Consider the following 22,173-nt stretch of genomic DNA (forward strand, 5'->3'; position numbering starts at 1 on the left):
CTCGGCGGTGTCGGAACAGTACCTCGCGACGCGCAAGATGTGACAGCCCCGCCGCCGGAGCACGGTGCGGGCCCGACACATGATGCCTTGGTCGCCTCCACCCCTTGACGTGCCAATTCACCCGCCCCACACTGTTCTACAACCTTGTAGAAGCCGGAGCGACGACGGTCCGGCCCTGGAATGTGAGCGCTCACAACCGGGCTCCGTCGCTGTTGGCACGTACCGGACGGAGGCAACGATGCACCAGTTCCGAGCACGATCCACCAGCGGCACCCGACGTCGACAGGCGGCCGTGGCGCTGCTCGTCGCGGCGGGACTCGCGATCAGCCCGGCGGCGTCGGGCACGACGGCGGCGGGTGTGGCGGCGCCCGCCGCGCCGACCGCCGTGGCCGACTACCCGAACCCGGGTGTCGTCACCGGGAGCACCGGCGTGCACGACCCCGAGGTCGTCAAGACGCCCGCCGGCGGCTACCTGCTCGCCCACACGGGTGACGGGGTCACGCTGAAGACGTCCACCGACCGCACCCGGTGGGACGACGCCGGGGCGGCGTTCCCGAACGGCGTCCCGTGGGCGCACGCCTACACGAACGGCAGCAACCACGTGTGGGCCCCGGACATCACGTACGTCAACGGCCGCTACTACCTGTACTACTCGGCCTCGACGTTCGGCTCGAACCGCTCCGGCATCTTTCTCGCCACGAGCACCACGGGCGCGCAGGGTTCGTGGACCAACCACGGGCTCGTCATCGAGTCGAGGACGTCGGACAGCTGGAACGCGATCGACCCCAACCTCGTCATCGACCAGTCGGGTCGCTGGTACCTGAGCTTCGGCTCCTTCTGGTCGGGCCTCAAGATGATCGGTCTCGACCCCTCGACGGGCAAGCGGTCCGGCACCGAGCTCCACAGCATCGCCGGCCGCGGCGGCGGCGCCATCGAGGCGCCGACCATCCACCACAGGGGCGGTTACTACTACCTGTTCGTCTCGTTCGACGCGTGCTGCCAGGGCGCGAACAGCACGTACCGCGTGATGGTGGGCCGTTCGACGTCGGTCACCGGGCCGTACGTCGACCGGGCAGGCACTCCGATGACTTTGGGCGGCGGTACGGAGATCCTCGCCGGCCACGGGAACATCCACGGCCCGGGGCACCAGGCGGTGCTGGCTGACAACGACGCGGACGCGCTCTTCTACCACTACTACACCGACAGCGGTGCGTCCCGCCTCGGCATCAACCTGCTGTCCTACGACTCGGCGGGCTGGCCGTCGGTCTACTGACCATCGCTCCTGTGTCGAGTGCTGGGGATTCGCGGGTTCTGGCCGTCAGGTCCCGCGACTCCCAGCACTCGGCCGGTGGCCAATTGTCCAACGATCTAGATAGTTCTGTCCGACGGGGCTAGCCTGGTTGTGCAGCGAGATCTGCCCGCCCACGCCGGAGGATGACCGACATGGCCGAACCGACAGTGCAGCAGCAGCCCGTGGGGCGTCGTCTCGGTCTGCTGGTCCGAGCGGGAGTCCTCTCCCTGCACGTGGACCTCGCGGTCATGGACGACGACGGCGCCGCGGCTGCCCTCGAGCGCATCCTCGACGTCCTCCGCCCCTGCGACCGCGTCTACGTCGTGGGCGCTCCGGCGCCCGCGGAGCAGCGGTTGGACGACCGGCCGTTCACCATCTGGGCCTGACCGTGCCCGGCCCGGGCCGGATGCTGGACCGGCACGTGAACGGCGCCCGCGCGACTGTCGCCGCCGTGACCTACGGGCTGCTCGCCGCCGCGTTCGTGCTCGGCGTCCTGTGGTTCGTGCTGCCGGGAGAACCGCGCTGGGAGCCGGCGGTCAACTCGCTGACGCTCGTGGCCGGCCTGACCGGGCTCATCGTGGAGCGGCTGAGCAGCGAGGCGGAGCGGCACGCTCAGGTGCTCGCCGCGATCCGCCGCGAGCTGGAGCGGAACCGGTCGGTCCTTGCCGACAACGAGTTCGCCCGGGCCGAGGGTCACCGTCCGCGGGCCGTCTTCGCCAGGCTGGCGGTCTCCGCCGTCGACGCGGCGCTCGTCTCGGGCGCCCTCGACCGGCGCAAGGACACGACGCTCGTGACCGGGCTGCACCGTTGGCGCGACGCCGTCCAGGGTTTCAACCGGCGGCTCGACCTCACCGAGAACATGACCGTGCTGGAACGGCAGTCACCGGGGGAGCGAGAGGTCTGGGACGCGGCGATGCGCCTGCGCGACGGGTACGTCGCGAACACGAGACAGCAGTTGGAGGAGCTGCTGGCGGTGCTGCCCGTGCGGTGAGGTCAGGCGGGCTCGGCCGGTGTGCGCCGGGAGTACGCGGCCGCCACCGTGCGCTCCGACTGGACGAGGTACTCGTCGAGCTCCGCGGCGGCCGCGGCGCTGTCCCCGGCAAGGGTCAGCTGCAGGATCCGCGCGTTGCGGGCCACGTAGGGCGCGTGCAGGTACTCCGGGTTCGCCAGCAGGCCGAACGCAAGGCGCAGCTCCGCCGAGACGGTGGCGTAGAGCCGGTCCAGGTGCGCGCTGTCGCAGAGCCCGACGATGCCGCGGTGGAACTCCATGTTGGCGGTGCCGGCGCTGCGCCAGTCCTTCTCGTCGCGTGCCCGTTCGGCGCTCTCGACGGCGTCGCGCATGATGCCGGTCGCCGGGTGGCCCGGTATCGCGCCCCGCAAGGCCTGCCCCTCGATCATGCGGCGCACACGGTAGATGTCGAGGATCGACGCGAGCGTCGGGACGGCCACCATGACACCCGCGTGCGGACGCCGGACGAGCAGGTTCTCGTGGGTCAGCACCCGGAACGACTCGCGGAGCGTGTTGCGGGAGACCGCGAGGGTCTCGGCGACCGCCTTCTCGGAGAGGCGCTCGCCCGGCCTCGCCTTCCCCGTGATGATCCACGACCGGATCGAGGCCGCTGTGCGCTCGACGAGGTCGCCCGCCTTGGCCTCGGCACTGTCTGCCGCAGTGTCGGGAACGGGCTCTGCGTCAGCGGTCGTCGCCATGCACCCACTCTACGGTCGTACGCGGGTCGCCGGATGAAGCGGCGCGGCGGGAGGAACTGGCGGGTCGGGTCGTCGGACAGTCCTAGGACGAGGGGGCTGCTCGGCGCCGTGTGACGGGGGTGCCGCGGCCGATTCGTGGAACGGGGCTTCGACCAGGTATCCTGCTACGGCCCGCTGCTGTTGTGGTGGGCAAAGGTAGCGTGTCCGAGCGGCCTAAGGAGCACGCCTCGAAAGCGTGTGTGGGTGAAAGTCCACCGTGGGTTCAAATCCCACCGCTACCGCGTTCCGGACCGAACGAAACGGCCCCTGACCAGCATCTTTGCCGGTCGGGGGCCGTCGTCGTTCCCCCAAATCCATCACTTTCCCATGACATTCGCTTCGGGGGAGTCGCTGTCTGGCTGGTTGACCAGCAGGTCCAGGACCACCCGCACGTCGGGCGCAATGTGCGTCCGCTTGACGTAGTGCCGCAGCGTCGTCGCCTCCGTCGAGTGCCCGAGCTGTGCCGCTGCCGTCTTCGTGTCGAGCTGAGCATCCAGGAGAGACGCCACGGTGCGGCGGAAGTCGTGCGGCCTCACCGTCACGCCGGTGCCCTCCAGAGCCTCCTTCAACTGTTCGCGCACGCGGCCGGTCGAGCGCGGCGTTCCCTCCGTCGAGGGGAAGACCAAACGATCCGGACCACCGTCAAGGCGCGCCTCCGGCGCGTTGGGCCGTCCGGCCGGCGGGGGCCCGCGATGGGGCCCCGCGCTCCGGGCGCTTCGCGCCCTGCGCGCACCCCACCGCACCCCGACGGCCTACCGGCCCCGAACATGACGAAGACGGTCCCGACTCCAGTGGTCGAGACCGTCTCTTGTTGTGCAGCTAGGGCGTGCTCCTAGTCATTCGGAGCGTGGAACTCGCCGGTAGCGACCAGCTTGTCGCCCTCGTAGAGCTCGACCGCCTTGGCCCGGGCGAACGCCGGACCGGCCCAGTCTTCAAAGAGGATCCGGATCTGAACCTCGATGCTCTGGCCGAGCGGGAGATCCGTGCGCCCCGTGAGGTCCTCGACAACGCATGACGACTGGAAGCCACCGAGCTCGATCTGCGACCGAACGCCTGACACAGGCGCTGTCCGTCGTCCACCTTCTTCGGTCGTCAGGAATCGGACTCGAGCAGCACGAGCGTCAGAAGGCATCGTCGTAACCTCTCTGCGTGTCGTGCGCCGACCGGCGCGTCTTAGTGCCTCCGGCGGACACCTGCCGGAATCAAGAGGATCGAGGGACCGCGGCGCCCCTGCCCCTCCGCCACCCATTGGCTTCACCGGGACCCTGACACCGAACCCGCCGGCAGCGCAACAGGTCCCGCCGACACCCGGCACCACCGCACCACGAGCTGCACGAGCGGGACCTGTTGCACTGCCAGCAGAACCGATGTCCGAGACGTGCCCCGCGCCAACGGATGACGGAGGAACAGGGACCCCGAAGCAGGAGCATGTTGGGTCACAGGCCCGCGCGACCAGCCATGATTTACACATCACTTTCAGGTCTGGCCCGGGCAGATCCCAGCCGACGGGATACAACCCGTGACAGGTAAACGTGCAGGTCAACCGGGTTGTGGTCCAAGTGCGCATCACGTGGAACAAGCCGCCGTGCTGAGCTCACCGCTACCGCACACTGAAGGCCCCCAACCGCTAAATCATGCGGATCTGGGGGCCTTCGTCGTGCCGGGCACTCCGTTTTCACTCCGAGTTGGCTTCTGGGGTGCTCTCGGCTTCCGCCTGTCGGACGAGTTGATCGATGACGATCCGCAGGTCCGGGGTGATGTGCGTCCGATCCACATAACCGCACGGTCGTTCCCTCGACCGAGCAGCGCTGTTGCGTTCCCGATCGTGGTCTCGTTCGCCACCCGAGTCGCGATCGTTCGACGGAAGTCGTGTGGCCTCACCTTGAGACCCGTTCCCTCGCGAGCCTGGCGCAACTGCTCACGAACTCGACCGGGGGAGCGGGGCGTTCTTTCCGCCGACGGAAAGACGAGCTTGTCCGGCCCGCTGTCGAGCCCGAGTCCGATCGCCTCACGGAGTGCCGTGACCACGAAGTCCGGCAGAGTGATCGTGCGGCGCGAGGTGTCCGACTTCGGCTTGGCATGACGTGCCAGCCGGCCCTTGACGATTCCCGCCGGTGTCGTCTCTTCGACGCGAACGACAGTGCCCATCACGGTGAGCGTCGGCACGTCGGTGTCCAGGTTCAGGTCTGTCTGCCGCAGTGCCAGGCACTCACCGATGCGCAGCCCGTCCACGATCTGGGGGAGGAGCGTGATGCTCCGCTTTCCTCGAGTAGCCGGCGGTCGGTCCTCCCAACGACGAACAGCGGCCCGCAGCTGCACGATCTCGTCGAGCTTGAGCGTGTGGACTGCACCTCGCTTTGGCTTGCGCACTGTCACTGCGTCACGAACTGGATCAAGGGCGCGGCTACGCCGCGCCGGCCGCGCCTACGGCGGGGCACCGCGGTGGGGACCCCGCGGTGGGGACCCCGCGACCTCCGGCGCCCGGGGGCACCTCCGGCCGCACCCCCACCGCACCCCCGCCTGCGGCGCCGGCCACCACTCGATGTTGAGTGCTTCTTCGAGCCTTGTTCTCCGCCGGCGCTAGGTGGCGATCTGACGTTGAGGGGGACGTGCAAGGATGCGCAGGTGACACGAAAGCTCGAACGGGCCGTGGAAACGGCACGAGATCGGCTGGTGGCCTCGGGCTACACCGACCGTGAGGCCCATAGAGAGCTAACCAAAGCTGAGAGGCAGCTTGCGGCAGCACGAGGTGAGCCGTGGGCCGAACCGATTGACCTGGCTGCGCAGTGGGACCCAGGAGCACCGCTGCCGCACCTCGTCTCGAACAGGTCCGCCGCCGTGCTGATCTGCTACGCATCTGCGGTCGACCCGAACTGGGACGGGACTTACGCCACGGTCGTGTCGCCGACCGATGCAATGCCAGCGCAGCTACTTGAGTTCACTTTCGGGCGCTGCCACGCGACCAAGTTCGGCGGCCCGAACGACGAAGTGATCAGCGGACACCCTCTGTTCGGCCGAGGACTCGAACCATACGAACCTCACATCGTCCACAACTCGCCCTGGATCGCCGAAGAGGAACGCATCAACTCCGTCCACCGCCTCCACCAAGGTGGGTGGTCGCAGAGGCTCAAGCACTACTTCTTCATGTTCCACGACGAAACGTTCGAGGCCCTGGCGGTTGATCTCAGGGTCGACCAGGTGCACGGAGTTCTGAAGGACCGCCTGTTGCACGCGGTTTACTCGGTGCTCCGGGGCTAGGTGTTGTCCAGGAGCGGGTGAACACCAGGCGAATCAGACCTTGGTGGCGGACTGCAGATCGCGGACGGTCACGGTGGCCGGCACCCGTAGCCGGCCACGTCGAGCACCCGCCTAACAACCGCCCGCACGACGCTGGCGAGCCAGACCATCCGCCGTCGGACACGAGGCGGGGGAGCGGTGAGCGGGTCATCTCACCAGTGGAACGACGTCCGGCTCTCGGAGGATCTTCATCGACGAGGCACCACGTCAAGGCCGCTCCGCGTCACTGCGCGGTGGCGCAAGCGCCAGTCTTGACCCGGCACCACGACGACGAAGAACGTGGCAGGGGGCCGAACGACGCCCACCCCGAACGCACCGTTATCGCACCTGAAGGGCCCTCACCGCAGTGATCTGCGGTCGGGGGCCTTTCTCGTGCCTCGAATCCATGACTTCCCATGACATTCGCCTCGGGGAGTCGCTGTCGGGCTCGCTGAACCAGTAGGTCCATGACCACCTGGACATCGGGCGCGACCCGCAGGGTTGAGAGCGTGACGTCACTCGTATGGGTGTCTCTGTCACTCGATCGGGTGTCTGTGTCACCCATACGGGTTCCCCGGGGCCATGGAATCTGTCATTGTAGATGTCATGAGCGAGACAACGACCATCACCATTGCACGCGCCACGAGGCAGCGGCTCGCCCAGGTCAAGTTCAACGGCAAGCCGCTCAAGACGGCAGACGAGACAGTGGCGGCCCTCATCGCGGAGCACGAGCGCCGCCAGTTCTGGGAGGCGATGGACGCCATCGACCCGGACGAGTACGAGGCCCAGGCCCGGGAAGAGGGCGCGTGGCCGGCCGAGGGCGAGTACGCCGTCGAGGAGCGGATGATCCGTGCCCAGGAGACCACCGCGTGATCGTTCAGCGCGGTGATGTCATCTGGCTGTCCATGGACCCCACAGTCGGTCGCGAGCAGGCGAAGCATCGGCCGCACCTGGTCCTGTCGAATGCCCGGCAGCATCGATCCATGCGGCTGGCGATCGTGGTCCCCCTGTCCAGCACCGACAAGCCGTGGCCGACCCGCGTCGAGGTCGCGCCGAAGTCCTACGCGATCTGCGAGCAGCCTCGCACTGTGTCCCTGGAACGCGTCACCCGCCATGACCCGACAGGGCACGACACGACCGCCGTCGCCGCCATCATCCATACCCTGATCGACCCCTCCTAGCCTGGCAGGTAAACGCGCAGCTCAGCGGAGTTGTGGTCCAACCACACATCACATGGAGCAAACCGCTGTACCGAGTCCACCGCTACCGCACCCCGAGACTCCTCACCGCAGTGATCTGCGGTCAGGGGCCCTTCGTCACGTCGGCCCGCCGCTGCCGGGCCGGATCGCATCGACCAGCATGCGCACGAGCTGATCTCCGTCGACCTGCCACTTCTCTTTCGGTAGGTGGCCGCTGACCTCGAGTCCCGCGATCCCGTGTGCACTCGACATCAGCAGAGCTCCGTAGCGGGGGGCGTCGGACTCGCCGACCAGATCCGCGACGATGGTGAGGAACTCGTTCTCCAGGCGGCTCGCGGCCGCGGCGGATTCCGGGTCGTCCGCCGGGGTGCTGAACATCAGCGCGTACCGGTGCGGTCGTGCACGGCCGACCTCGATGAGTGCCAGCAGAGCACTCTCCAGCCGACTCCCCGGGGAGGCTTCCGGGTCGGCGCGCAACCGTTCCACCTGCTCTGTCAGCGAGCTCCAGGTGTTGACGGCGAGATGGGTCAGCAAGCGTTCCTTGCTCTCGAAATGCCCGTACGGCGCCCCCCGCGAGACCCCGGCGCGAGCGCCTACCGCGCGGAGCGTCACCGCGTCGGGCCCTCCCTCGTCCAGCAGCTCGGACGCGGCGCGCACGAGGGCGCTCCGGGTCGCCGCGGCAGATTCAGCTCGTGTCACCACGGCGATGATCCTACTTGACAATGTCATATGAGTGCCGCACAGTCATGTCATATGACACAGTCACACGAAACTTTGGGCCACGAGAACCGCCTGCGCCGGCTGCTGGACCGAGCCGACATCAGCGACGTCCAGCTGCGCTACGCCACGGGAACCGACTCCCGCGACTGGAAGCTCTTCCGGAGCTGCTTCACGGACGAGGTCGAGGTCGACTTCAGCGAGGGGTTCGGCCAGCCTGTCGTCCGCCTCGCAGCCGACGACTGGGTCAGCATGACCGCCCCGCGGATGGAGTCCTTCACGGCGACACAGCACATGATCACGAACCACGTCATCACCTTCGCCGACGACGATCACGCGACCTGCGTCGCCTACGTCCGCGCCAGCCACCACCTCCCGAACAGCACCGGCGACAGCGACCAGACCGTCTACGGGTACTACACGAACACGTTCGAGCGAACGCCCGACGGATGGAAGATCGCCGGAGTCAAGCTGACGGCCCTCTGGATGACCGGAAACTTCGGCATCTTCCAGACGGCTCTCGCCGGGTAGGCCCGTAACGCGCAGCAAAAGCGATAGTGACCTGCGCAGACGCCTTGCGTCCGCACCCCGTCATGGGCTGGACTTGGAGCGCGCCCACCGGCGCTGCTCCTGTGTCACTGATCGAGCACCACCCCCCATGCCGGCAGCCCAGAAGGAGATCCACGATGACGGAGAACGAGACCCTGCGCGCGGAACGATTCGCATCGGGCCAGGCGGTCCTGAACACGGTGCACGGGGACGCGGGCCACGGGGTCATCGAATCCCTCGCCGACATCGCCCCCGAGCTCGGCCACCAGATCGTCGCGTGGGGCTACGGGGACATCTACTCCCGGCCCGAGCTGGAGCCGCAGCAGCGTCAGCTCGTGACCCTCGGGATGCTCACCGCGCTCGGCGGCGCCGAGGCACAGCTCGAGGTGCACGTCGACGCCTCGCTCAACGTGGGGCTGACCCCGCAGCAGATCATCGAGGCGTTCCTGCAGAGCGCCGTCTACTGCGGCATCCCGCGAGCCCTGAACGCCGTGGCGATCGCCAAGAAGGTGTTCGCGGAGCGCGACCTGCTGCCGCTGGCCTGACCAGCGCCCGCCCCGGGCCTGACCAGCGCCCCGGCCCTCACGTCCGCGGGCCTGGTTCAGGGCCGGGGGAGCGCCGCCGCGTCGCGGTGCTCGACCAGGTCGGACCGCTCCCGCCGGATCCGCTCGACACCCCAAGCGCCCAGCGGCGCGAGGGCCGCGTTGAGCGCCCGGCCGTGCTCCGTGAGCGAGTACTCGACGCGCGGCGGCACCTCGGCGTGCACCTGGCGGTGCACCAGGCCGTCCGCCTCCATCTCACGGAGGTGCTGGGTGAGCATCTTCTCGCTGACCCCCGGTAGTCCGCGCCGCAGCTCCGCGAACCGGCGCACCCCGTGCTCGTCGAGCTCCCAGAGGATGAGGCCCTTCCACTTGCCGCTCACGACGTCGAGCGCGGCATCGATGCCGCAGATGTAGGGGCCGGTGCGGGGCGCCTTCGTCATCATGCTCCTCCCACGTACCAATTGGTAAGTACCGCAGTAATTAGTGGGTACTTCCCTGATCGTACGTCGCCCGCCGAGCATGGGCAGGTACCCACCTACCGAGGAGATCCTGATGACCCACCCAGAAGGCACCGGCGTCGCGGTGCTGGGCCTGGGCGCGATGGGCAGCGCCCTCGCCACCACCCTGCTCGACGCCGGTCACGCCGTGACCGTCTGGAACCGCACTCCCGGCCGGGCCGACGAGCTCGGCGCCCGAGGCGCCACGGCCACGACGACGGCCGACGAGGCTGTCAGCTCCCACCCCCTCGTGATCGCCTGCCTCTTCGACCACGCCTCCGTGCACCAGACCCTCGACCCCGTGATCGGACGGATGCGGGGCAGCGTCCTGGTGAACCTGACGACCACCACGCCGAACGAGGCCCGCGAGCTCGCCGCCTGGACGGCCGGCCACGGCGTCGGCTACCTCGACGGCGCGATCATGGCCACCCCGCCCATGATCGGCGCCCCGGAGGCGTCGATCCTGTACAGCGGGTCCCGTGAGGTCTTCGACGCCGTCCGCCCCGTGCTCGACCTCTGGGCCACCAGCACCTACGACGGCGAGGACGCCGGCCTCGCCTCCCTGTTCGACCTGGCCATGCTCTCGGGCATGTACACGATGTTCGCCGGGTTCCTGCACGGCGCGGCGATGGCCGGATCCGTCGGCGTGACCGCCACGGAGTTCGCGGCGCGCGCCACGCCGTTCCTCAGCGCCATGACGGCGGGCTTCGCAGGGTATGCCGCGGTGGTCGACGGCGGGGACTACACCGTCCCCGGCCAGCAGAGCCTGGACTTCTCCGACCTCGGCCACATCGTGCGCGCGAGCGAGGAACAGGGCGTCGACCCGGCACCCGTCGCCGCCGTCCAGGAGCTGATCAGCGGGCAGATCGCCGACGGCCACGGGGCCGAGGGCTTCGCACGGCTCTACGAGAGCCTGCGCGCCGGCCGAGTGGAGGCCCTTCGATGACCACCCCCGTCACCCTCATCGGCCTCGGCCCCATGGGGCAGGCCATGGTCCACGCCCTGCTGAAGGAGGGCCACCAGGTCACCGTCTGGAACCGGACGCCGGGCCGCGCGGCCGACGTCGTGGCGGCCGGCGCGACACTCGCCGACTCGCCCGCCGACGCCCTGGCGGCGAGCGAGCTCGTGATCCTGAGCCTCACCGACTACCAGGCGATGTACGACATCCTCGGCCCCGCGACGGAGGCGCTCGCCGGCCGCACGCTCGTGAACCTCAGCTCCGACTCCCCGGACCGCACCCGCGAGGGCGCGGCGTGGGCGGCGGAGCATGGCGCACGGTTCCTGACCGGCGGGGTCATGACGCCCGCGCCGATGGTGGGCACCGAGGCCGCGTACGTCTACTACAGCGGTCCGGCGGATGTGCTGGCGGACGCCCGGCACGCGCTGGGCACGATCGGCGAGCCGCACTACCTCGGCGAGGACCCCGGCCTGGCACAGCTCATGTATCAGGCGAACCTCGACGTGTTCCTCACCTCGCTCGCCTCGCTCCTGCACGCCACCGCCCTGCTCGAGTCCGGCGGCGTCCGGGCGACGGCGGCGGTGCCGGAGCTGATGCGGACCCTCGCCGGCATCTCGGACATGCTGGATGTGGGTGAGAACCCCGGCGTGCAGATCGAGGCCGGAGAGCATCCGGGCCATCTGAGTACGGTCACGATGATGGGTGCCACGGCCGACCACGTCGTCGCCGCCAGCGAGGCGTCCGGCGTGGACCGTGGGCTGCCCGCCGCCGTCCAGGCCTACTACACCTGGGCCCGGGACCACGGGCACGGTGGCGACAACTGGACCCGGATCATCGACGCGATGCGGCCCACCGGGTAGGGCCTGGTCAGCCCCTGCGGATGCGCCGGCGAGGATCCAGCCCCGAGTCGGCGAGGCTCGTCACCATGCCGCCGGGCGCGAACGCGCGCTCGGCGCGCAGGTCGTGCACGACGGCCCGGAGCAGGCCGGGCAGGAAGTCCCGTCCCCTGCGCACGCACCAGGGCAGCCCCGCGGTCAGCAGCCAGGTCAGCCGTTCCCCTACCGACGGCGGGTCGGGGGCCGCCGGGAGCCGGGCGGCGAGCACGTCGGTCCGCGCCGCGCCGTCCGCCCCGGACGATTCCGGGGACAGCCGAGGGTCCAGGTCCGTGAGGGCGCGCGCCGCGGCCAGGGCCAGTCCTCGGTGCCCGGCCGGTGACGGGTGCACGCGGTCGACGTGCCACGCCTTGGCGCCGGCCGGGGCGATCGCCTGGGCGGCGTCCACCACGACCACCCGCCCGGGCACCGGGCCCGGCCCCGCGTCGCGCGGAGCCGAAACCGGAACCGGGGCCGAGGCGGAGGGCTGCGCCCCCGGCTGGACGGCCGCCGCGACCTCGTCGACCGCCGCGTTGATCAGCGCGATCCGGCGCCGCATGACGCGCCGGACGAGGCGCGGAGCGAGCTCGAAGAGGCCGATCACGGGTAGCCGCACCAGCACCACGTCGGCGCCGGCGCGGCACAGCTCGGTGACGCACCGCTGCAGGTCCCTGAGGGCGAGCCGGGCGTCGAAGTCGCTGCGGAGCACGTCGTTGCCGCCGACCACGACGGTGGCGAGCCGTGGCCGCGCCGTGAGCGCGGCGGTGAGCTGCGCGCCGACGACGTCGCGGGAGCGGGCGCCGCTGGTGGCGAGGTTGGTGAACGAGTCGACGCCCAGCACGGTGGCGAGGTGCGCTGCCCAGCCGGGTCCGTGCACGGCGTCGGGGCCGACGGTGTCGCCAACGCCCACGGTGATCGAGTCGCCCAGGGCGACCAGCTCGCAGCGCTCACGTCCCGCCGACGCGGTCATCTCACCGTCGCCCCTGGGCGCACGTGGATCGGGTCCGTCGGGCCTCCGGCTACCGGGAGGGGCGCACGTTCGAGGCGCGCGAGCTCCGGGACCTTCGGGTCCGGGGCCAGGTCGAAGGCCTTGCGGGAGTGCAGCTCGATCATCGCGTCACCGGTGGCGGTCCACGGGAAGAGCTCGGCCCGGGCGCGCGCGGCCTTGCGGCGTTCGTCCACGTCGCGGTCCAGCACCTCGTGCAGGGCGAGGGCCAGCGCCGCCGCGTCCGGCGCGGCGGCGGCACCGGCGGTGCCGACCACCTCCGGCAGGGCGCTCGACGAGCTGCAGACCACCGGTGTCCCGGACGCCAGCGCCTCGAGCGCCGCGAGCCCGAACGTCTCGATCGGCCCCGGGGCGACGACCACGTCGGCGCACGTCAGCAGGGTTGCAAGCCGGTCGCGGTCCGGGATGAAGGAGAGGAACCGGTGGGGTAGGCCCGCCTCCTCGGCGCGGCGCCGCATGGCGGGCAGGAGCGGCCCGGCTCCCGCGACGACGAGCCGCACGGCGCGCCCGTCCCGCAGGAGCTGAGCGGCGGCGTCCACGGCCAGATCAGGGCGCTTCTCGGCGGACTGCCGGCTCGCGAGCACGATGAGGGCCGTGCCCGGCGGCGCGTAGAGCGCGCGGGCCTCGTCGGAGTACCGGTCGGGCCGGAACCGCTCCAGGTCCACGCCCAGCGGCACCCGGTACAACGGCGGGAGCGCCGCACCCCGGCTCCTGGCGGACAGGCGCTCGACCTCGCCGGCGGCGAACTGGGTGGTGGCCACCAGGCGGTCGAACCGGGGGAGCGTGGCGAGGTTGTACCGGTCGGCGAGAGCGGGAGCCACGGCGGCGCCGAGCGTCGCCGCCCGGCCGCCTGCCGCCGCGCCGGGGATCCAGGACCGCAGCACGCCGTCGACCCGTTCGTGCAGCATCATGAGCGACGGGACGCCGGTCTCGCGGGCCCAGTCGCCCAGGCCGGCGAGCGTGGTGCGGTCGCTCACCTCGAGCCGGTCGGGTGCGAGCGTCTCGAGCAGGCCGCGCATCTTGCCGGGCTGCACCACCGCGCGGTAGCCGCCGGAGAACGGCACGCGTGGTGCAGCGAGGCTGACGACGCGGACGCCGTCCACGAGCGATACCCCGTCCCGCTTTCCCGGCACGACGAGCACAGGTTCGTGCCCCCGGGACAGATACTGCCCGGCCATGGCGTGCATCGCGGTTCGGATGCCCCCCGAACGGGGGCTGTAGAAGTTCGCGACGTGGACGATTCGCAAGTTATACCTCCGCTGAGCCGGCTCTCGCGTGCACCCGGATCGCGTCGTCGTAGTGCCCCATGAGCTCGGAGCAGATGTCGTGCCACGTGCGCCCCTCGGCGCGTTCGCGCGCCGCGGTGCCGAACGCACGCCGCTTGCGCTCGTCTCCCACCAGGTCGACGACGCGGGCGCGGAGCGCTTCGTGGTCACCTGGAGAGTACAGCCAGCCGTCGTGGGAGTGCCGGACGATGTCCAGGGGGCCACCCGCGGCGGGCGCCACCACCGGGACCCCGCTGGCGTGCGCCTCCTGCAGCGTCTGGCCGAAGGTCTCGAGCTCGCCCGGGTGGACGAACACGTCGAGGCTGGCCATCGCGCGCGACAGCTCGGCCCCGCGCAGCAGCCCGGTGAAGTGGGCGGCCGGGAGGATCTGACGCAGGTCCTCGCGCTCGGGCCCGTCACCGACGATCACGAGGCGCACGCCCGGCAGGTTCTGCACCACGCGCAGCGCCTCGACCTGCTTCTCCGCGGCGAGGCGGCCCACGTAGCCCACGAGGATCTCCCGGCCGGCACCGACCTTGCGGCGCCATGCCTCGTCCCGGAACCGCGGGTGGAACGCCTGCGTGTCGACGCCTCTGCCCCACAGCCGCAGGTTGGGCACGCCGTGGTCCTCGAGCTGTCGCATGGTCGCCGTGGACGGCGCGAGCGTCATGGTCGCGCGCTCGTGGATGTCCTTGACCCGCTTCCAGAGCAGTGGCTCGAAGCCGCCCAGCCCGTAGCGGGCCGCATAGCCGGGCACCTCGGTCTGGTAGACGGCGACGCTCGGCAGCCCCAGCCGCTCGGCGGCCAGGATGCCCCGCCAGCCGAGGATGAACGGGGATGCCAGGTGGACGACGTCGGGCGCGAACGTCGCGAGGGTCCGCTCGGTGCGCCACTTCTTGCCGACGACGAGCCTGACGTCCGGGTACCCGGGAAATCCGATCGAACCCAGCTCGACGACAGGCGCGCCGCTGACGAACGGCGGGACGTGTCCGACGGACGCGTCGGCGTCGGGCGCGAGGACCATGGCCTGGTCCCCTCGCTCATGCAGGTGCTCGAGAACCCGCAGGACGGAATTCGTGACCCCGTTGACCTGCGGGAGGAAACTCTCCGCAACGATGGCTACTCGCACGTTACGAACCTGCCGGTCGTCGATGTCCGGACGAAGTCTTCCGTGCGGCGAGTCGGGGAACGGGTGGCGTCGAGCCGGTTACCGCTGCACACGATGTCACGTACTGACCGTAGCGGAGCCACTCGCCACCTGGCATGGGGAACACCCCTGAACGGACCCTTAGTCTGGCCTGGGTGCCCGGTGACGGCTCCGTACGACCTGGACGAGCCGGACGACCGCGCCGACCAGCAGAGCCACCAGCAGGATGTTGCGCACCGCGCCGACGGTGGTGGCCAGCGGCCAGCCGCCGAGGAACTCGCCGTACCGGAGCGGGTAGATCTCCATCGTGAGCCGCGCGGCGACGAGGGTACCGAGGGCGGGCAGGAACCAGGTGCGCCGGGTGCCCTGGCTGCGGCTGCCGAGGGCGATCGCCGCAGCCATCGGAGGACCGATCCAGGCGATGAACTGCGGGGATCCCACCTTGTTGAAGACGATGAGGGCCAGCAGCTCCGCCGCCGCCCCGAGCAGGAGGACGTCGCCGACGCGATCGGGCCGGCGCCGGGCGGCCCACCAGGTGAGCGCCGCGAGCAGCACCGCGGCGGCGGGGAGGGCGACGTCGAGCGCCTGCGCGACGGCGTCGGCACCCGCGCCGAGCACCTCGTAGGTGTAGATGACGGTGTCGTACTCGACCCGGATCGAGGAGTCCCAGAGCCGCGCCACGGTGAACGGCGTGGCGGCGACGGCCTCGACCTGCAGCTGGCGGTCGCCCTGCTCGCCGAACACCTCGAGCACGTTGTCCTGGCCGCCACCCGCGAAGGCCGTGCCGACGACCACGGCGCACACCGCCGCGCCGGGCAGCACGACGTTGCACAGGAACGTCCTGGTACCCGATGCCGTCGCGGCCAGTGCGAGAGCCACCGCACCCGGGGCGATCTTGATCCACGCGCCCACCGTGGCGAGCGTCATCGCGAGCGCGGGGCGGCGGGCCGCGACCAGGAGAGCGATCAGGATGATCGGTGCGAGCACGCCGTCGAGGCGCCCGATCCAGATGGGGCCGAGCAGCACGAGAAAGGCGAGCCAGAACCAGACGGCGGCCCGGCCGTGCGGGCGGGCGCGGCCGAGCAGCAGCACCGCGACGGCATTGGCGGCCGTGACGAGGCCCATCCACACCCAGTAGTAGCCGTGCGTGGAGTCCGCGAGCAGGGCGGGGACCGCCATCGGCGCGAGGGCGCCGATCGGGTACACCCAGTCGTAGTTGAAGACGGGCCACCACCCGACGTCCATGCCGTTGCGGACCCACCACTCGTAGAGGTTCACGTCACCGAAGATCTGCTGCTCGAAGACCCAGGCCTGCAGCATGATCCAGGCGTGGGCCAGGGCGAACCCGATCCACAGGGCCGGCCAGGAGGAGAGCACACGGGTGACGGACCGCAGGATGTCCTTGCCCACGGCCTTGGGCGTTGTCGAAATGTCTGACGCGCTCGGCACGGCCACATCCTTGCACTGATCGGTGATCGCGTCGGCGGCCGGGTGCGACACGTGCGAATTCGGGCATCCGCGAGCTAGAGTTCGGGTACCCGAACTTCTTGGAGAACAGATGACCCGCACCGTCGCAGGGCCTCGTGCCGGCCGCGCTCGCCTCTTCGTCCTGCTCGGCCCCGCCTTCGTGGCGGCGATCGCCTACGTGGACCCCGGAAACGTGGCGGCCAACCTCACGGCGGGGGCGCGCTTCGGATACCTGCTCGTGTGGGTGCTCGTCGCGGCCAACGCGATGGCCGTGCTCGTGCAGTACCTGTCGGCCAAGCTCGGGGTGGTGACCGGCCGGTCGCTGCCGGAGGTGCTGGGGGAGCGGCTGCCCCGGCCGGCCCGCCTCGCCTACTGGGTGCAGGCCGAGGTCGTGGCGGCGGCGACCGACCTCGCCGAGGTGATCGGCGGGGCCATCGCTCTCCACCTGCTGTTCGGCGTGCCGCTCGTGCTGGGCGGCATCATCACCGGGGTGGTGTCGCTCCTGGTGCTCGCGGTGCAGCAGAGACGGGGCCAGCGGGCCTTCGAGGGCGTGGTCACGTCGATGCTCGCGGTGCTCACGGTGGGCTTCTGCGCGGGGCTGTTCTTCTCCCCGCCCGACCCGGCGGCCATGCTGGCCGGCCTGGTGCCCCGCCTGGCCGGCGCCGACTCCGTGCTCCTGGCCGCCTCCATGCTCGGCGCCACGGTGATGCCGCACGCCATCTACCTGCACTCCTCGCTCGCCCGGGACCACCTGCACACGCCGGCGACCCAGCCGCCGACACCGGGCCAGACCCAGACACCGACCCGGCGGATCCTGCGGGCCACGCGCATCGACGTGGTGCTGGCACTGATCCTGGCCGGCGGCGTGAACATCGCGATGCTCCTGCTCGCGGCCGCGAACCTGCCCGGCAGGGAGGGGACGGACACCATCGAGGGCGCGCACGCCGCGATCACGGGGGCGCTCGGGCCCGTCGTGGGCGTGCTGTTCGCGATCGGGCTGCTGGCCTCGGGGCTGGCGTCCACGTCAGTGGGTGCCTACGCGGGAGCCGAGATCATGTCCGGCCTGCTCCGGGTCCGGGTGTCGCTGCTGACCCGCCGTGTGGTCACGCTGCTGCCCGCGATCATCCTGCTGATGACCGGGATCTCGCCCACATGGCTCCTCGTGGTCAGCCAGGTGGTACTGAGCTTCGGCATCCCGTTCGCGATGATCCCGCTCGTGCGCCTCACGCGGGAGCGTGCGCTGCTGGGCGAGCACCGGAACGCCCTGACCACCCAGGTGCTGGCCTGGGTGGTCGCCGGGGTGATCGTCGCGCTGAACGTCACGCTGCTCTACCTCACGCTCGCGGGGTAGCGCAGCGGGACGTGCTACCTGCTGAGATAGGCGACGTCGCCGTTCGAGCTGCGGATGTCGACGGTACGCTCGGCGTCGGGGTCGGTCGGGCCCTCGATGACCTGGTCGCCGTTCGACGTCTCGATCGTCAGGGCGACGGGCTCGCCGTCGCCGGTCACGGTGACCTCGCCGTTGTCGGACCGGCCGTCGACGCTCCCGTCCACCGCCGAGACCTCCACGTCCCCGTTGCTCGTCTCCGCCGAGGCGTCGCCGGTCACCGAGTCGATGGAGATCTCGCCGCTGCTCGTGACCGTCGTGACGGAGCCGTCCACGTCGGTCACGGAGATGTCGCCGTTCGAGGACGACGCGTCGACGTCGGCGGCGGAGGCCCGGATGTCGATGTCGCCGTTGCTGGTACGCGCGGACAGCACGCCACCGATGTCGGTGGTCTCGACCGAGCCGTTGCTCGAGTCCAGGGACACCTCGCCGGCCAGGCCGCTCGCGACGACGTCGCCGTTCTCGGTGCGCACCACCACCTCCGTGCCCGCCGGCAGGGTCACGTCGAGCTCTCCCGAGCAGCGCGGCAGCGCGACGGCCCACCCGCAGCGGTGCGTGAGCTCGAGGGTGCCCGCCGGCCCGTCCGCCGAGTAGGTGGGTTCACGCAACCCGCTGTGCGCGATGACGTCCACCTCGATGTCACCCTCACCGGCGCGCACCGTGACGTCGCCGTCGGTCACGATCTGGACCGAGTCCACGGCGTCGTACGACTCGTGCGCCGTGGCGGTCGAGGACATGCTCAGGTCGACGAGGAAGAGCGCGCCGAACGCGACCACGACGGCGGCGATACCGACGCCGAGCCCGGTCAGGACGCGGCCGGTCACGCCGTTCCGGCGCGGTTCCGCGGGAGGAGCCGGGGGGCTCGACAGCTGGGGCTGGGTCATCATCGGGGTCCGTTCTGGTCGAGCCAGCGCAGCACGGCGAGCACCCTGCGGTGATCGTCGGCGGCCGGCGGGAGGCCGAGCTTGTTGAGGATGTTGGTGACGTGCTTCTCCACCGCGGGCAGTCCCACGACGAGGCGGTCCGCGATGGCGGCGTTGGAGCGGCCCTCGGCCATGAGCGCGAGCACCTCGTGCTCGCGCCGGGTCAGGGCGTCGAGGTCGGAGCCAGGGTGCCTGGCGATGATCTGCGTGACCACCTCGGGGTCGACGACGGTCCCGCCCCCGGACACCCGGGCGACGGCGTCGAGGAACTCGTCGACGTCGGCCACGCGGTCCTTGAGCACGTAGCCGAGGCCGCGCGCGCCGCGTGCGAACAGCTCCGTCGCGTAGCTCTGCTCCACGTACTGCGACAGTACGAGGACCGGGAGCTCCGGGTACAGGCTGCGCAGGTGCACCGCGGCGCGCAGCCCCTCGTCGGTGTGCGACGGCGGCATCCGCACGTCGGTGACCAGCAGGTCGGGCAGCTCGGCGCCGGGCGTCGAGAGCGCCCGGACGAGAGCGTCTGCCGTGCCGTGGCCCGTCACGGTGTGGCCCTCGGCGACCAGCAGCCGGGTGAGGCCGTCCAGGAGGAGGACGGAGTCCTCAGCGATCACGATGCGCACGGGACCTCCACGGTCAGACGGGTGCCCTTTCCGGGCGGGCTGTCGAGCTCGAACGTGCCGTCCAGGGCGGCGACACGGCCGCGCAGGCCGTCGAGCCCGCTGCCGGGAGCGGGCTCGGCGCCACCCCGGCCGTCGTCGGACACCGTGACGCGCAGGAGCCGTGGGTGCTCGTCGGGCTCCAGGCGTGCCTGGACCCGGATCGAGGTGGCCCCCGCGTGCTTGGCGACGTTGGTCAGCGCCTCGGCCACCACGAAGTACGCGGCGGCCTGAGCGGCCGAGCCGGCGGGTGTGAGGTCGCCCGTGACCTCCACGCTCACGGGTACCGGGCTGCGGCCCGCCAGCGCGGAGAGCGCGGCGTCGAGCCCGCGGTCGGCCAGGACGGCGGGGTGGATGCCCCGGACCAGGTCGCGCAGCTCGGCGAGCGTCTCCTTGATCTCGCGGTGCGCGACCTCCAGGGCGGCGACCGCGTGCTCGGGGTCCTTGTCGGCCAGCCTGCGGGCGACGCCCAGCTCCACCCCGAGGGCCACGAGGCGCTGCTGCGCCCCGTCGTGCAGGTCGCGTTCGATGCGGCGCCGCTCGGTGTCGGCGGCGGAGACCGCGGCGGTGCGCGTCTCGGTGAGGACCTCTGCCCGTTCGCGGGCGGTGTGCGCCGCGGCCTCGGCGAGACGCGTCTCCTGCTCGGCCACCGCGGCCCGGGCCCGAGCGATGTCGGCGGCGGACGGCCCCAGGAGGACCGTCGCGAGCCGGACCAGCAGGTACGAGCCGTACTGCGCGAGGGCGGCGCCCGACCAGACGAGCACGACGGCGCCGGAGAGCGCACCGGCGACCGCGGCAGGCCACGGCAGGCCGGACCACTCCGCGACGGTGCTGCCCTGGCCCAGCAGCACGAACACCACCGCGGCGACCGCTGCCGCGAGCAGGCCCGCCGCGACCGGGAAGAACACGCTGCTGACGAGCAACGCGAGAAAGGCGTAGAACGTCGCGGCCCAGGCGCGGCCGTCGCGGACGGGCGCCCACAGCCTCGACCAGAAGCCTCGCCCCGCGCGGTCCCGGGGCAGCGGGGCGGGCACGGTGACCCCGGTCTGGTCGGCGAGGCGGGCGCGCTCGGCAGTGCCGAACCAGCGTGCGGCGACCAGGAAGAAGGCGAGGAGCGGCACACCGACGCCGAGGGCCGGGACCAGGCCCGCCGACACCACGACCATGACCCACAGGACCAGGCCGCCCGTGAGGTGCCAGATCCAGCCGAGGGCCAGGGCTGCGAGAGCGCGCCAGGTCGCGGGGTCGTACGGGGCACGGAAGAAGGCGGTACCGGAGACGAGCGCCGGCGCGACGCCCTCCTCGATGGTGCGGGGCTCGTTCGCCGGTGGCGGGCCGTCATCGCTGGTCATGGACATGACACTAGGCCGACCAGCACTCCGGGGACATGCTGTGGCCCCACGACCCGCACGTGGGGGTACCCCTACCCCGCGAAGGCGCTCGTGCCCGTGATCTCGCGGCCGATGATCAGCGCCTGCATGCTCTCGGTGCCCTCGTAGGTGTGCAGAGCCTCGATGTCGGCGAAGTGCCGCGCCACGCGGTTCTCCAGCAGGATGCCGTTGCCGCCGAGCAGGTCGCGGGCGATTGCCGCGACCTCACGTGCGCCGCGCGTGCACGTGTACTTGGCCAGCGAGGCCTGCGGTCCGGTGAGCCGGTCCGCCTCGTCGAGGCGAGTCATCTGCTTCACGAGGAGCTGCATCTGGGTCAGGATCGACAGCATCTTCGTCAGCCGCTCCTGCACCATCTGGCTCGCCGCGAGCGGCCGCCCGAACTGCGTGCGCTGCTTCGAGTAGGCCACGGCGGCCTCGTAGCAGGCGATGGCCTGGCCGACGGCGCCCCACGCGACCCCCAGGCGCGTCGCGAACAGCACGCGGCCGGTGTCCTTGAAGGAGCGGGCCTTCGGCAGGAGGTTCTCGGCGGGGACGAACACGTCGTTCAGCACGATGTGCGCCTGGTGGATGGCACGCAGCGAGATCTTGCCCTCGATGGTCGTCCCCTCGTACCCGGGGGTGTCCTGCGGCACGATGTAGCCGTGGACCTGGCCGTCCTCGCCGCGGGCCCACACCACCGAGATGTCGCCGATCGAGCCGAAGCCGATCCACTTCTTCTCACCGTTGATGACGTAGCCCTCGACGCCGTCGCGGGTCTCCTTGACGGCGGACGTCTCCAGGCCCACGGAGTCCGAGCCGTGCGTGGGCTCGGTCAGGGCGAACGCGCCGAGGATCTCGCCGCGGGCCATGGGGCCTGCGTACTTCTCGATCTGCTCGTCGGAGCCGAGCATCACGATCGAGCGCAGCGCGAGGCCGCCCTGCACGCCGCAGATGGTCGTGACCGAGCCGTCGCCGCGCGACATCTCCATCGCGGCCAGGCCCTCGGCCATCTTGGAGATCTTCGGGTAGCCGGGCACGTCCACGCCGTCGCGCAGGAGGTCGAGCTCCGCCATGCGCTTGACCAGGTCCATCGGGACCTCGTAGCGCTCCCAGTAGCCGTCGATGACCGGCAGCACCTCGTCCTGCACGAACTGGCGGACGCCGAGCTGCCAGGCCCGCTCCTCCTCCGTGACGTCGGCGAAGGCGCCGGCGAAGTCGATGTCGAGCGGTTGCGAGACGTCGTAGTCGGGCGCCGTCACTCCTGGGGTCTGAGTCATGCCTCCATGGTGCGCCGGTACCGGATCT

Annotated in this window: 25 protein-coding genes and 1 tRNA gene; 12 read left to right on the forward strand and 14 right to left on the reverse strand. The window is 70.9% G+C overall.

The features are described 5' to 3' along the window. Positions 1–238 precede the first annotated feature (238 nt). The 3 genes from ACYVK7_RS03885 (at position 239) to ACYVK7_RS03895 (ending at position 2,282) form a co-directional block, all read left to right on the forward strand. Positions 239–1,273 carry an arabinan endo-1,5-alpha-L-arabinosidase gene (locus ACYVK7_RS03885; protein WP_460886368.1) on the forward strand — a complete coding sequence of 345 codons (1,035 nt, stop codon included), beginning with the start codon at positions 239–241 and terminating at the stop codon, positions 1,271–1,273. Between the two features lie 170 nt (positions 1,274–1,443). Next, the gene (locus ACYVK7_RS03890; protein WP_460886369.1) at positions 1,444–1,677 is read left to right on the forward strand and encodes a hypothetical protein; all 234 of its coding nucleotides are present in this window, start codon (positions 1,444–1,446) and stop codon (positions 1,675–1,677) included. Between the two features lie 2 nt (positions 1,678–1,679). Next, positions 1,680–2,282: a hypothetical protein gene (locus ACYVK7_RS03895; RefSeq protein ID WP_460886370.1), complete on the forward strand. Its 603-nt coding sequence runs from the start codon at positions 1,680–1,682 to the stop codon at positions 2,280–2,282. 2 nt (positions 2,283–2,284) lie between these two features. On the opposite strand, the gene ACYVK7_RS03900 is transcribed toward ACYVK7_RS03895, so the two are convergent. Continuing rightward, positions 2,285–2,998 carry a GntR family transcriptional regulator gene (locus tag ACYVK7_RS03900; protein ID WP_460886371.1) on the reverse strand — a complete coding sequence of 238 codons (714 nt, stop codon included), beginning with the start codon at positions 2,996–2,998 and terminating at the stop codon, positions 2,285–2,287. A gap of 194 nt (positions 2,999–3,192) precedes the next feature. On the opposite strand from ACYVK7_RS03900, the gene ACYVK7_RS03905 reads away from it, so the two are divergent. Next, positions 3,193–3,279 (forward strand) — tRNA-Ser (locus ACYVK7_RS03905). A gap of 75 nt (positions 3,280–3,354) precedes the next feature. Here ACYVK7_RS03905 and ACYVK7_RS03910 read toward each other — a convergent pair. The 3 genes from ACYVK7_RS03910 to ACYVK7_RS03920 all read right to left on the reverse strand — a co-directional run bounded on the left by ACYVK7_RS03910 (position 3,355) and on the right by ACYVK7_RS03920 (position 5,407). Then, positions 3,355–3,780 carry a tyrosine-type recombinase/integrase gene (locus ACYVK7_RS03910; RefSeq protein ID WP_460886372.1) on the reverse strand — a complete coding sequence of 142 codons (426 nt, stop codon included), beginning with the start codon at positions 3,778–3,780 and terminating at the stop codon, positions 3,355–3,357. 89 nt (positions 3,781–3,869) lie between these two features. Next, positions 3,870–4,097: a hypothetical protein gene (locus ACYVK7_RS03915; protein WP_460886373.1), complete on the reverse strand. Its 228-nt coding sequence runs from the start codon at positions 4,095–4,097 to the stop codon at positions 3,870–3,872. 572 nt (positions 4,098–4,669) lie between these two features. Then, on the reverse strand, positions 4,670–5,407 hold the full coding sequence (locus ACYVK7_RS03920; protein ID WP_460886374.1) for a tyrosine-type recombinase/integrase: 738 nt from the start codon (positions 5,405–5,407) through the stop codon (positions 4,670–4,672). Positions 5,408–5,662: 255 nt separating this feature from the next. On the opposite strand from ACYVK7_RS03920, the gene ACYVK7_RS03925 reads away from it, so the two are divergent. From ACYVK7_RS03925 to ACYVK7_RS03935, 3 genes are all read left to right on the forward strand, one after another. Further along, complete coding sequence (locus ACYVK7_RS03925) at positions 5,663–6,295, forward strand: hypothetical protein (protein WP_460886375.1); 633 nt, start codon at positions 5,663–5,665, stop codon at positions 6,293–6,295. 624 nt (positions 6,296–6,919) lie between these two features. Continuing rightward, the gene (locus ACYVK7_RS03930) at positions 6,920–7,186 is read left to right on the forward strand and encodes a hypothetical protein (protein WP_460886376.1); all 267 of its coding nucleotides are present in this window, start codon (positions 6,920–6,922) and stop codon (positions 7,184–7,186) included. Further along, the gene (locus ACYVK7_RS03935) at positions 7,183–7,494 is read left to right on the forward strand and encodes a type II toxin-antitoxin system PemK/MazF family toxin (protein WP_460886377.1); all 312 of its coding nucleotides are present in this window, start codon (positions 7,183–7,185) and stop codon (positions 7,492–7,494) included. The genes ACYVK7_RS03930 and ACYVK7_RS03935 overlap by 4 nt, the downstream gene beginning before the upstream one ends. A gap of 135 nt (positions 7,495–7,629) precedes the next feature. On the opposite strand, the gene ACYVK7_RS03940 is transcribed toward ACYVK7_RS03935, so the two are convergent. After that, the gene (locus ACYVK7_RS03940) at positions 7,630–8,214 is read right to left on the reverse strand and encodes a TetR/AcrR family transcriptional regulator (RefSeq protein WP_460886378.1); all 585 of its coding nucleotides are present in this window, start codon (positions 8,212–8,214) and stop codon (positions 7,630–7,632) included. 51 nt (positions 8,215–8,265) lie between these two features. Here ACYVK7_RS03940 and ACYVK7_RS03945 point away from each other — a divergent pair, with 51 nt between their 5' ends. Beyond that, entirely contained in the window at positions 8,266–8,760 is a 495-nt protein-coding gene (locus ACYVK7_RS03945; RefSeq protein WP_460886379.1) for a nuclear transport factor 2 family protein, read from the forward strand. A gap of 155 nt (positions 8,761–8,915) precedes the next feature. Next, positions 8,916–9,323, forward strand: a complete 408-nt coding sequence (locus ACYVK7_RS03950) for a carboxymuconolactone decarboxylase family protein (protein ID WP_460886380.1) — start codon at positions 8,916–8,918, stop codon at positions 9,321–9,323. Positions 9,324–9,379: 56 nt separating this feature from the next. On the opposite strand, the gene ACYVK7_RS03955 is transcribed toward ACYVK7_RS03950, so the two are convergent. Then, positions 9,380–9,760 carry a winged helix-turn-helix transcriptional regulator gene (locus ACYVK7_RS03955; RefSeq protein WP_460886381.1) on the reverse strand — a complete coding sequence of 127 codons (381 nt, stop codon included), beginning with the start codon at positions 9,758–9,760 and terminating at the stop codon, positions 9,380–9,382. Between the two features lie 112 nt (positions 9,761–9,872). Here ACYVK7_RS03955 and ACYVK7_RS03960 point away from each other — a divergent pair, with 112 nt between their 5' ends. Together ACYVK7_RS03960 and ACYVK7_RS03965 are read left to right on the forward strand one after the other, a co-directional pair. Next, complete coding sequence (locus tag ACYVK7_RS03960; protein WP_460886382.1) at positions 9,873–10,763, forward strand: NAD(P)-dependent oxidoreductase; 891 nt, start codon at positions 9,873–9,875, stop codon at positions 10,761–10,763. Next, on the forward strand, positions 10,760–11,635 hold the full coding sequence (locus ACYVK7_RS03965; protein WP_460886383.1) for an NAD(P)-dependent oxidoreductase: 876 nt from the start codon (positions 10,760–10,762) through the stop codon (positions 11,633–11,635). Before ACYVK7_RS03960 ends, ACYVK7_RS03965 begins: the two co-directional genes overlap by 4 nt. A 7-nt stretch (positions 11,636–11,642) precedes the next feature. Here ACYVK7_RS03965 and ACYVK7_RS03970 read toward each other — a convergent pair whose 3' ends face one another. From ACYVK7_RS03970 to ACYVK7_RS03985, 4 genes are all read right to left on the reverse strand, one after another. After that, positions 11,643–12,617, reverse strand: coding sequence for a GDSL-type esterase/lipase family protein (locus tag ACYVK7_RS03970; RefSeq protein ID WP_460886384.1), 975 nt, complete (start codon positions 12,615–12,617; stop codon positions 11,643–11,645). After that, positions 12,614–13,900 carry a glycosyltransferase gene (locus ACYVK7_RS03975; protein ID WP_460886385.1) on the reverse strand — a complete coding sequence of 429 codons (1,287 nt, stop codon included), beginning with the start codon at positions 13,898–13,900 and terminating at the stop codon, positions 12,614–12,616. The genes ACYVK7_RS03970 and ACYVK7_RS03975 overlap by 4 nt, the downstream gene beginning before the upstream one ends. Position 13,901: 1 nt before the next feature. Next, positions 13,902–15,047 (reverse strand): glycosyltransferase family 4 protein, encoded by a 1,146-nt coding sequence (locus tag ACYVK7_RS03980; protein WP_460886386.1) that lies wholly within the window; start codon positions 15,045–15,047, stop codon positions 13,902–13,904. A gap of 159 nt (positions 15,048–15,206) precedes the next feature. Continuing rightward, positions 15,207–16,514: a glycosyltransferase 87 family protein gene (locus ACYVK7_RS03985; protein WP_460886387.1), complete on the reverse strand. Its 1,308-nt coding sequence runs from the start codon at positions 16,512–16,514 to the stop codon at positions 15,207–15,209. 109 nt (positions 16,515–16,623) lie between these two features. Between ACYVK7_RS03985 and ACYVK7_RS03990 the strand changes: the two genes are divergently transcribed. Next, positions 16,624–17,883: an Nramp family divalent metal transporter gene (locus ACYVK7_RS03990; RefSeq protein WP_460886388.1), complete on the forward strand. Its 1,260-nt coding sequence runs from the start codon at positions 16,624–16,626 to the stop codon at positions 17,881–17,883. A 14-nt stretch (positions 17,884–17,897) separates the two neighbouring features. Here the strand turns inward: ACYVK7_RS03990 and ACYVK7_RS03995 are convergent, their stop codons facing one another. From ACYVK7_RS03995 to ACYVK7_RS04010, 4 genes are all read right to left on the reverse strand, one after another. Next, positions 17,898–18,803 carry a DUF4097 family beta strand repeat-containing protein gene (locus ACYVK7_RS03995; protein ID WP_460886389.1) on the reverse strand — a complete coding sequence of 302 codons (906 nt, stop codon included), beginning with the start codon at positions 18,801–18,803 and terminating at the stop codon, positions 17,898–17,900. Next, a complete protein-coding gene (locus tag ACYVK7_RS04000) occupies positions 18,803–19,462 on the reverse strand; it encodes a response regulator (protein WP_460886390.1) in 660 nt (219 codons plus the stop codon). The genes ACYVK7_RS03995 and ACYVK7_RS04000 overlap by 1 nt, the downstream gene beginning before the upstream one ends. Further along, on the reverse strand, positions 19,450–20,850 hold the full coding sequence (locus ACYVK7_RS04005) for a sensor histidine kinase (RefSeq protein WP_460886391.1): 1,401 nt from the start codon (positions 20,848–20,850) through the stop codon (positions 19,450–19,452). Before ACYVK7_RS04005 ends, ACYVK7_RS04000 begins: the two co-directional genes overlap by 13 nt. Positions 20,851–20,921: 71 nt before the next feature. Further along, the gene (locus ACYVK7_RS04010) at positions 20,922–22,145 is read right to left on the reverse strand and encodes an acyl-CoA dehydrogenase family protein (protein WP_460886392.1); all 1,224 of its coding nucleotides are present in this window, start codon (positions 22,143–22,145) and stop codon (positions 20,922–20,924) included. Positions 22,146–22,173: the final 28 nt, after the last annotated feature.

Source organism: Promicromonospora xylanilytica, from assembly GCF_054782895.1.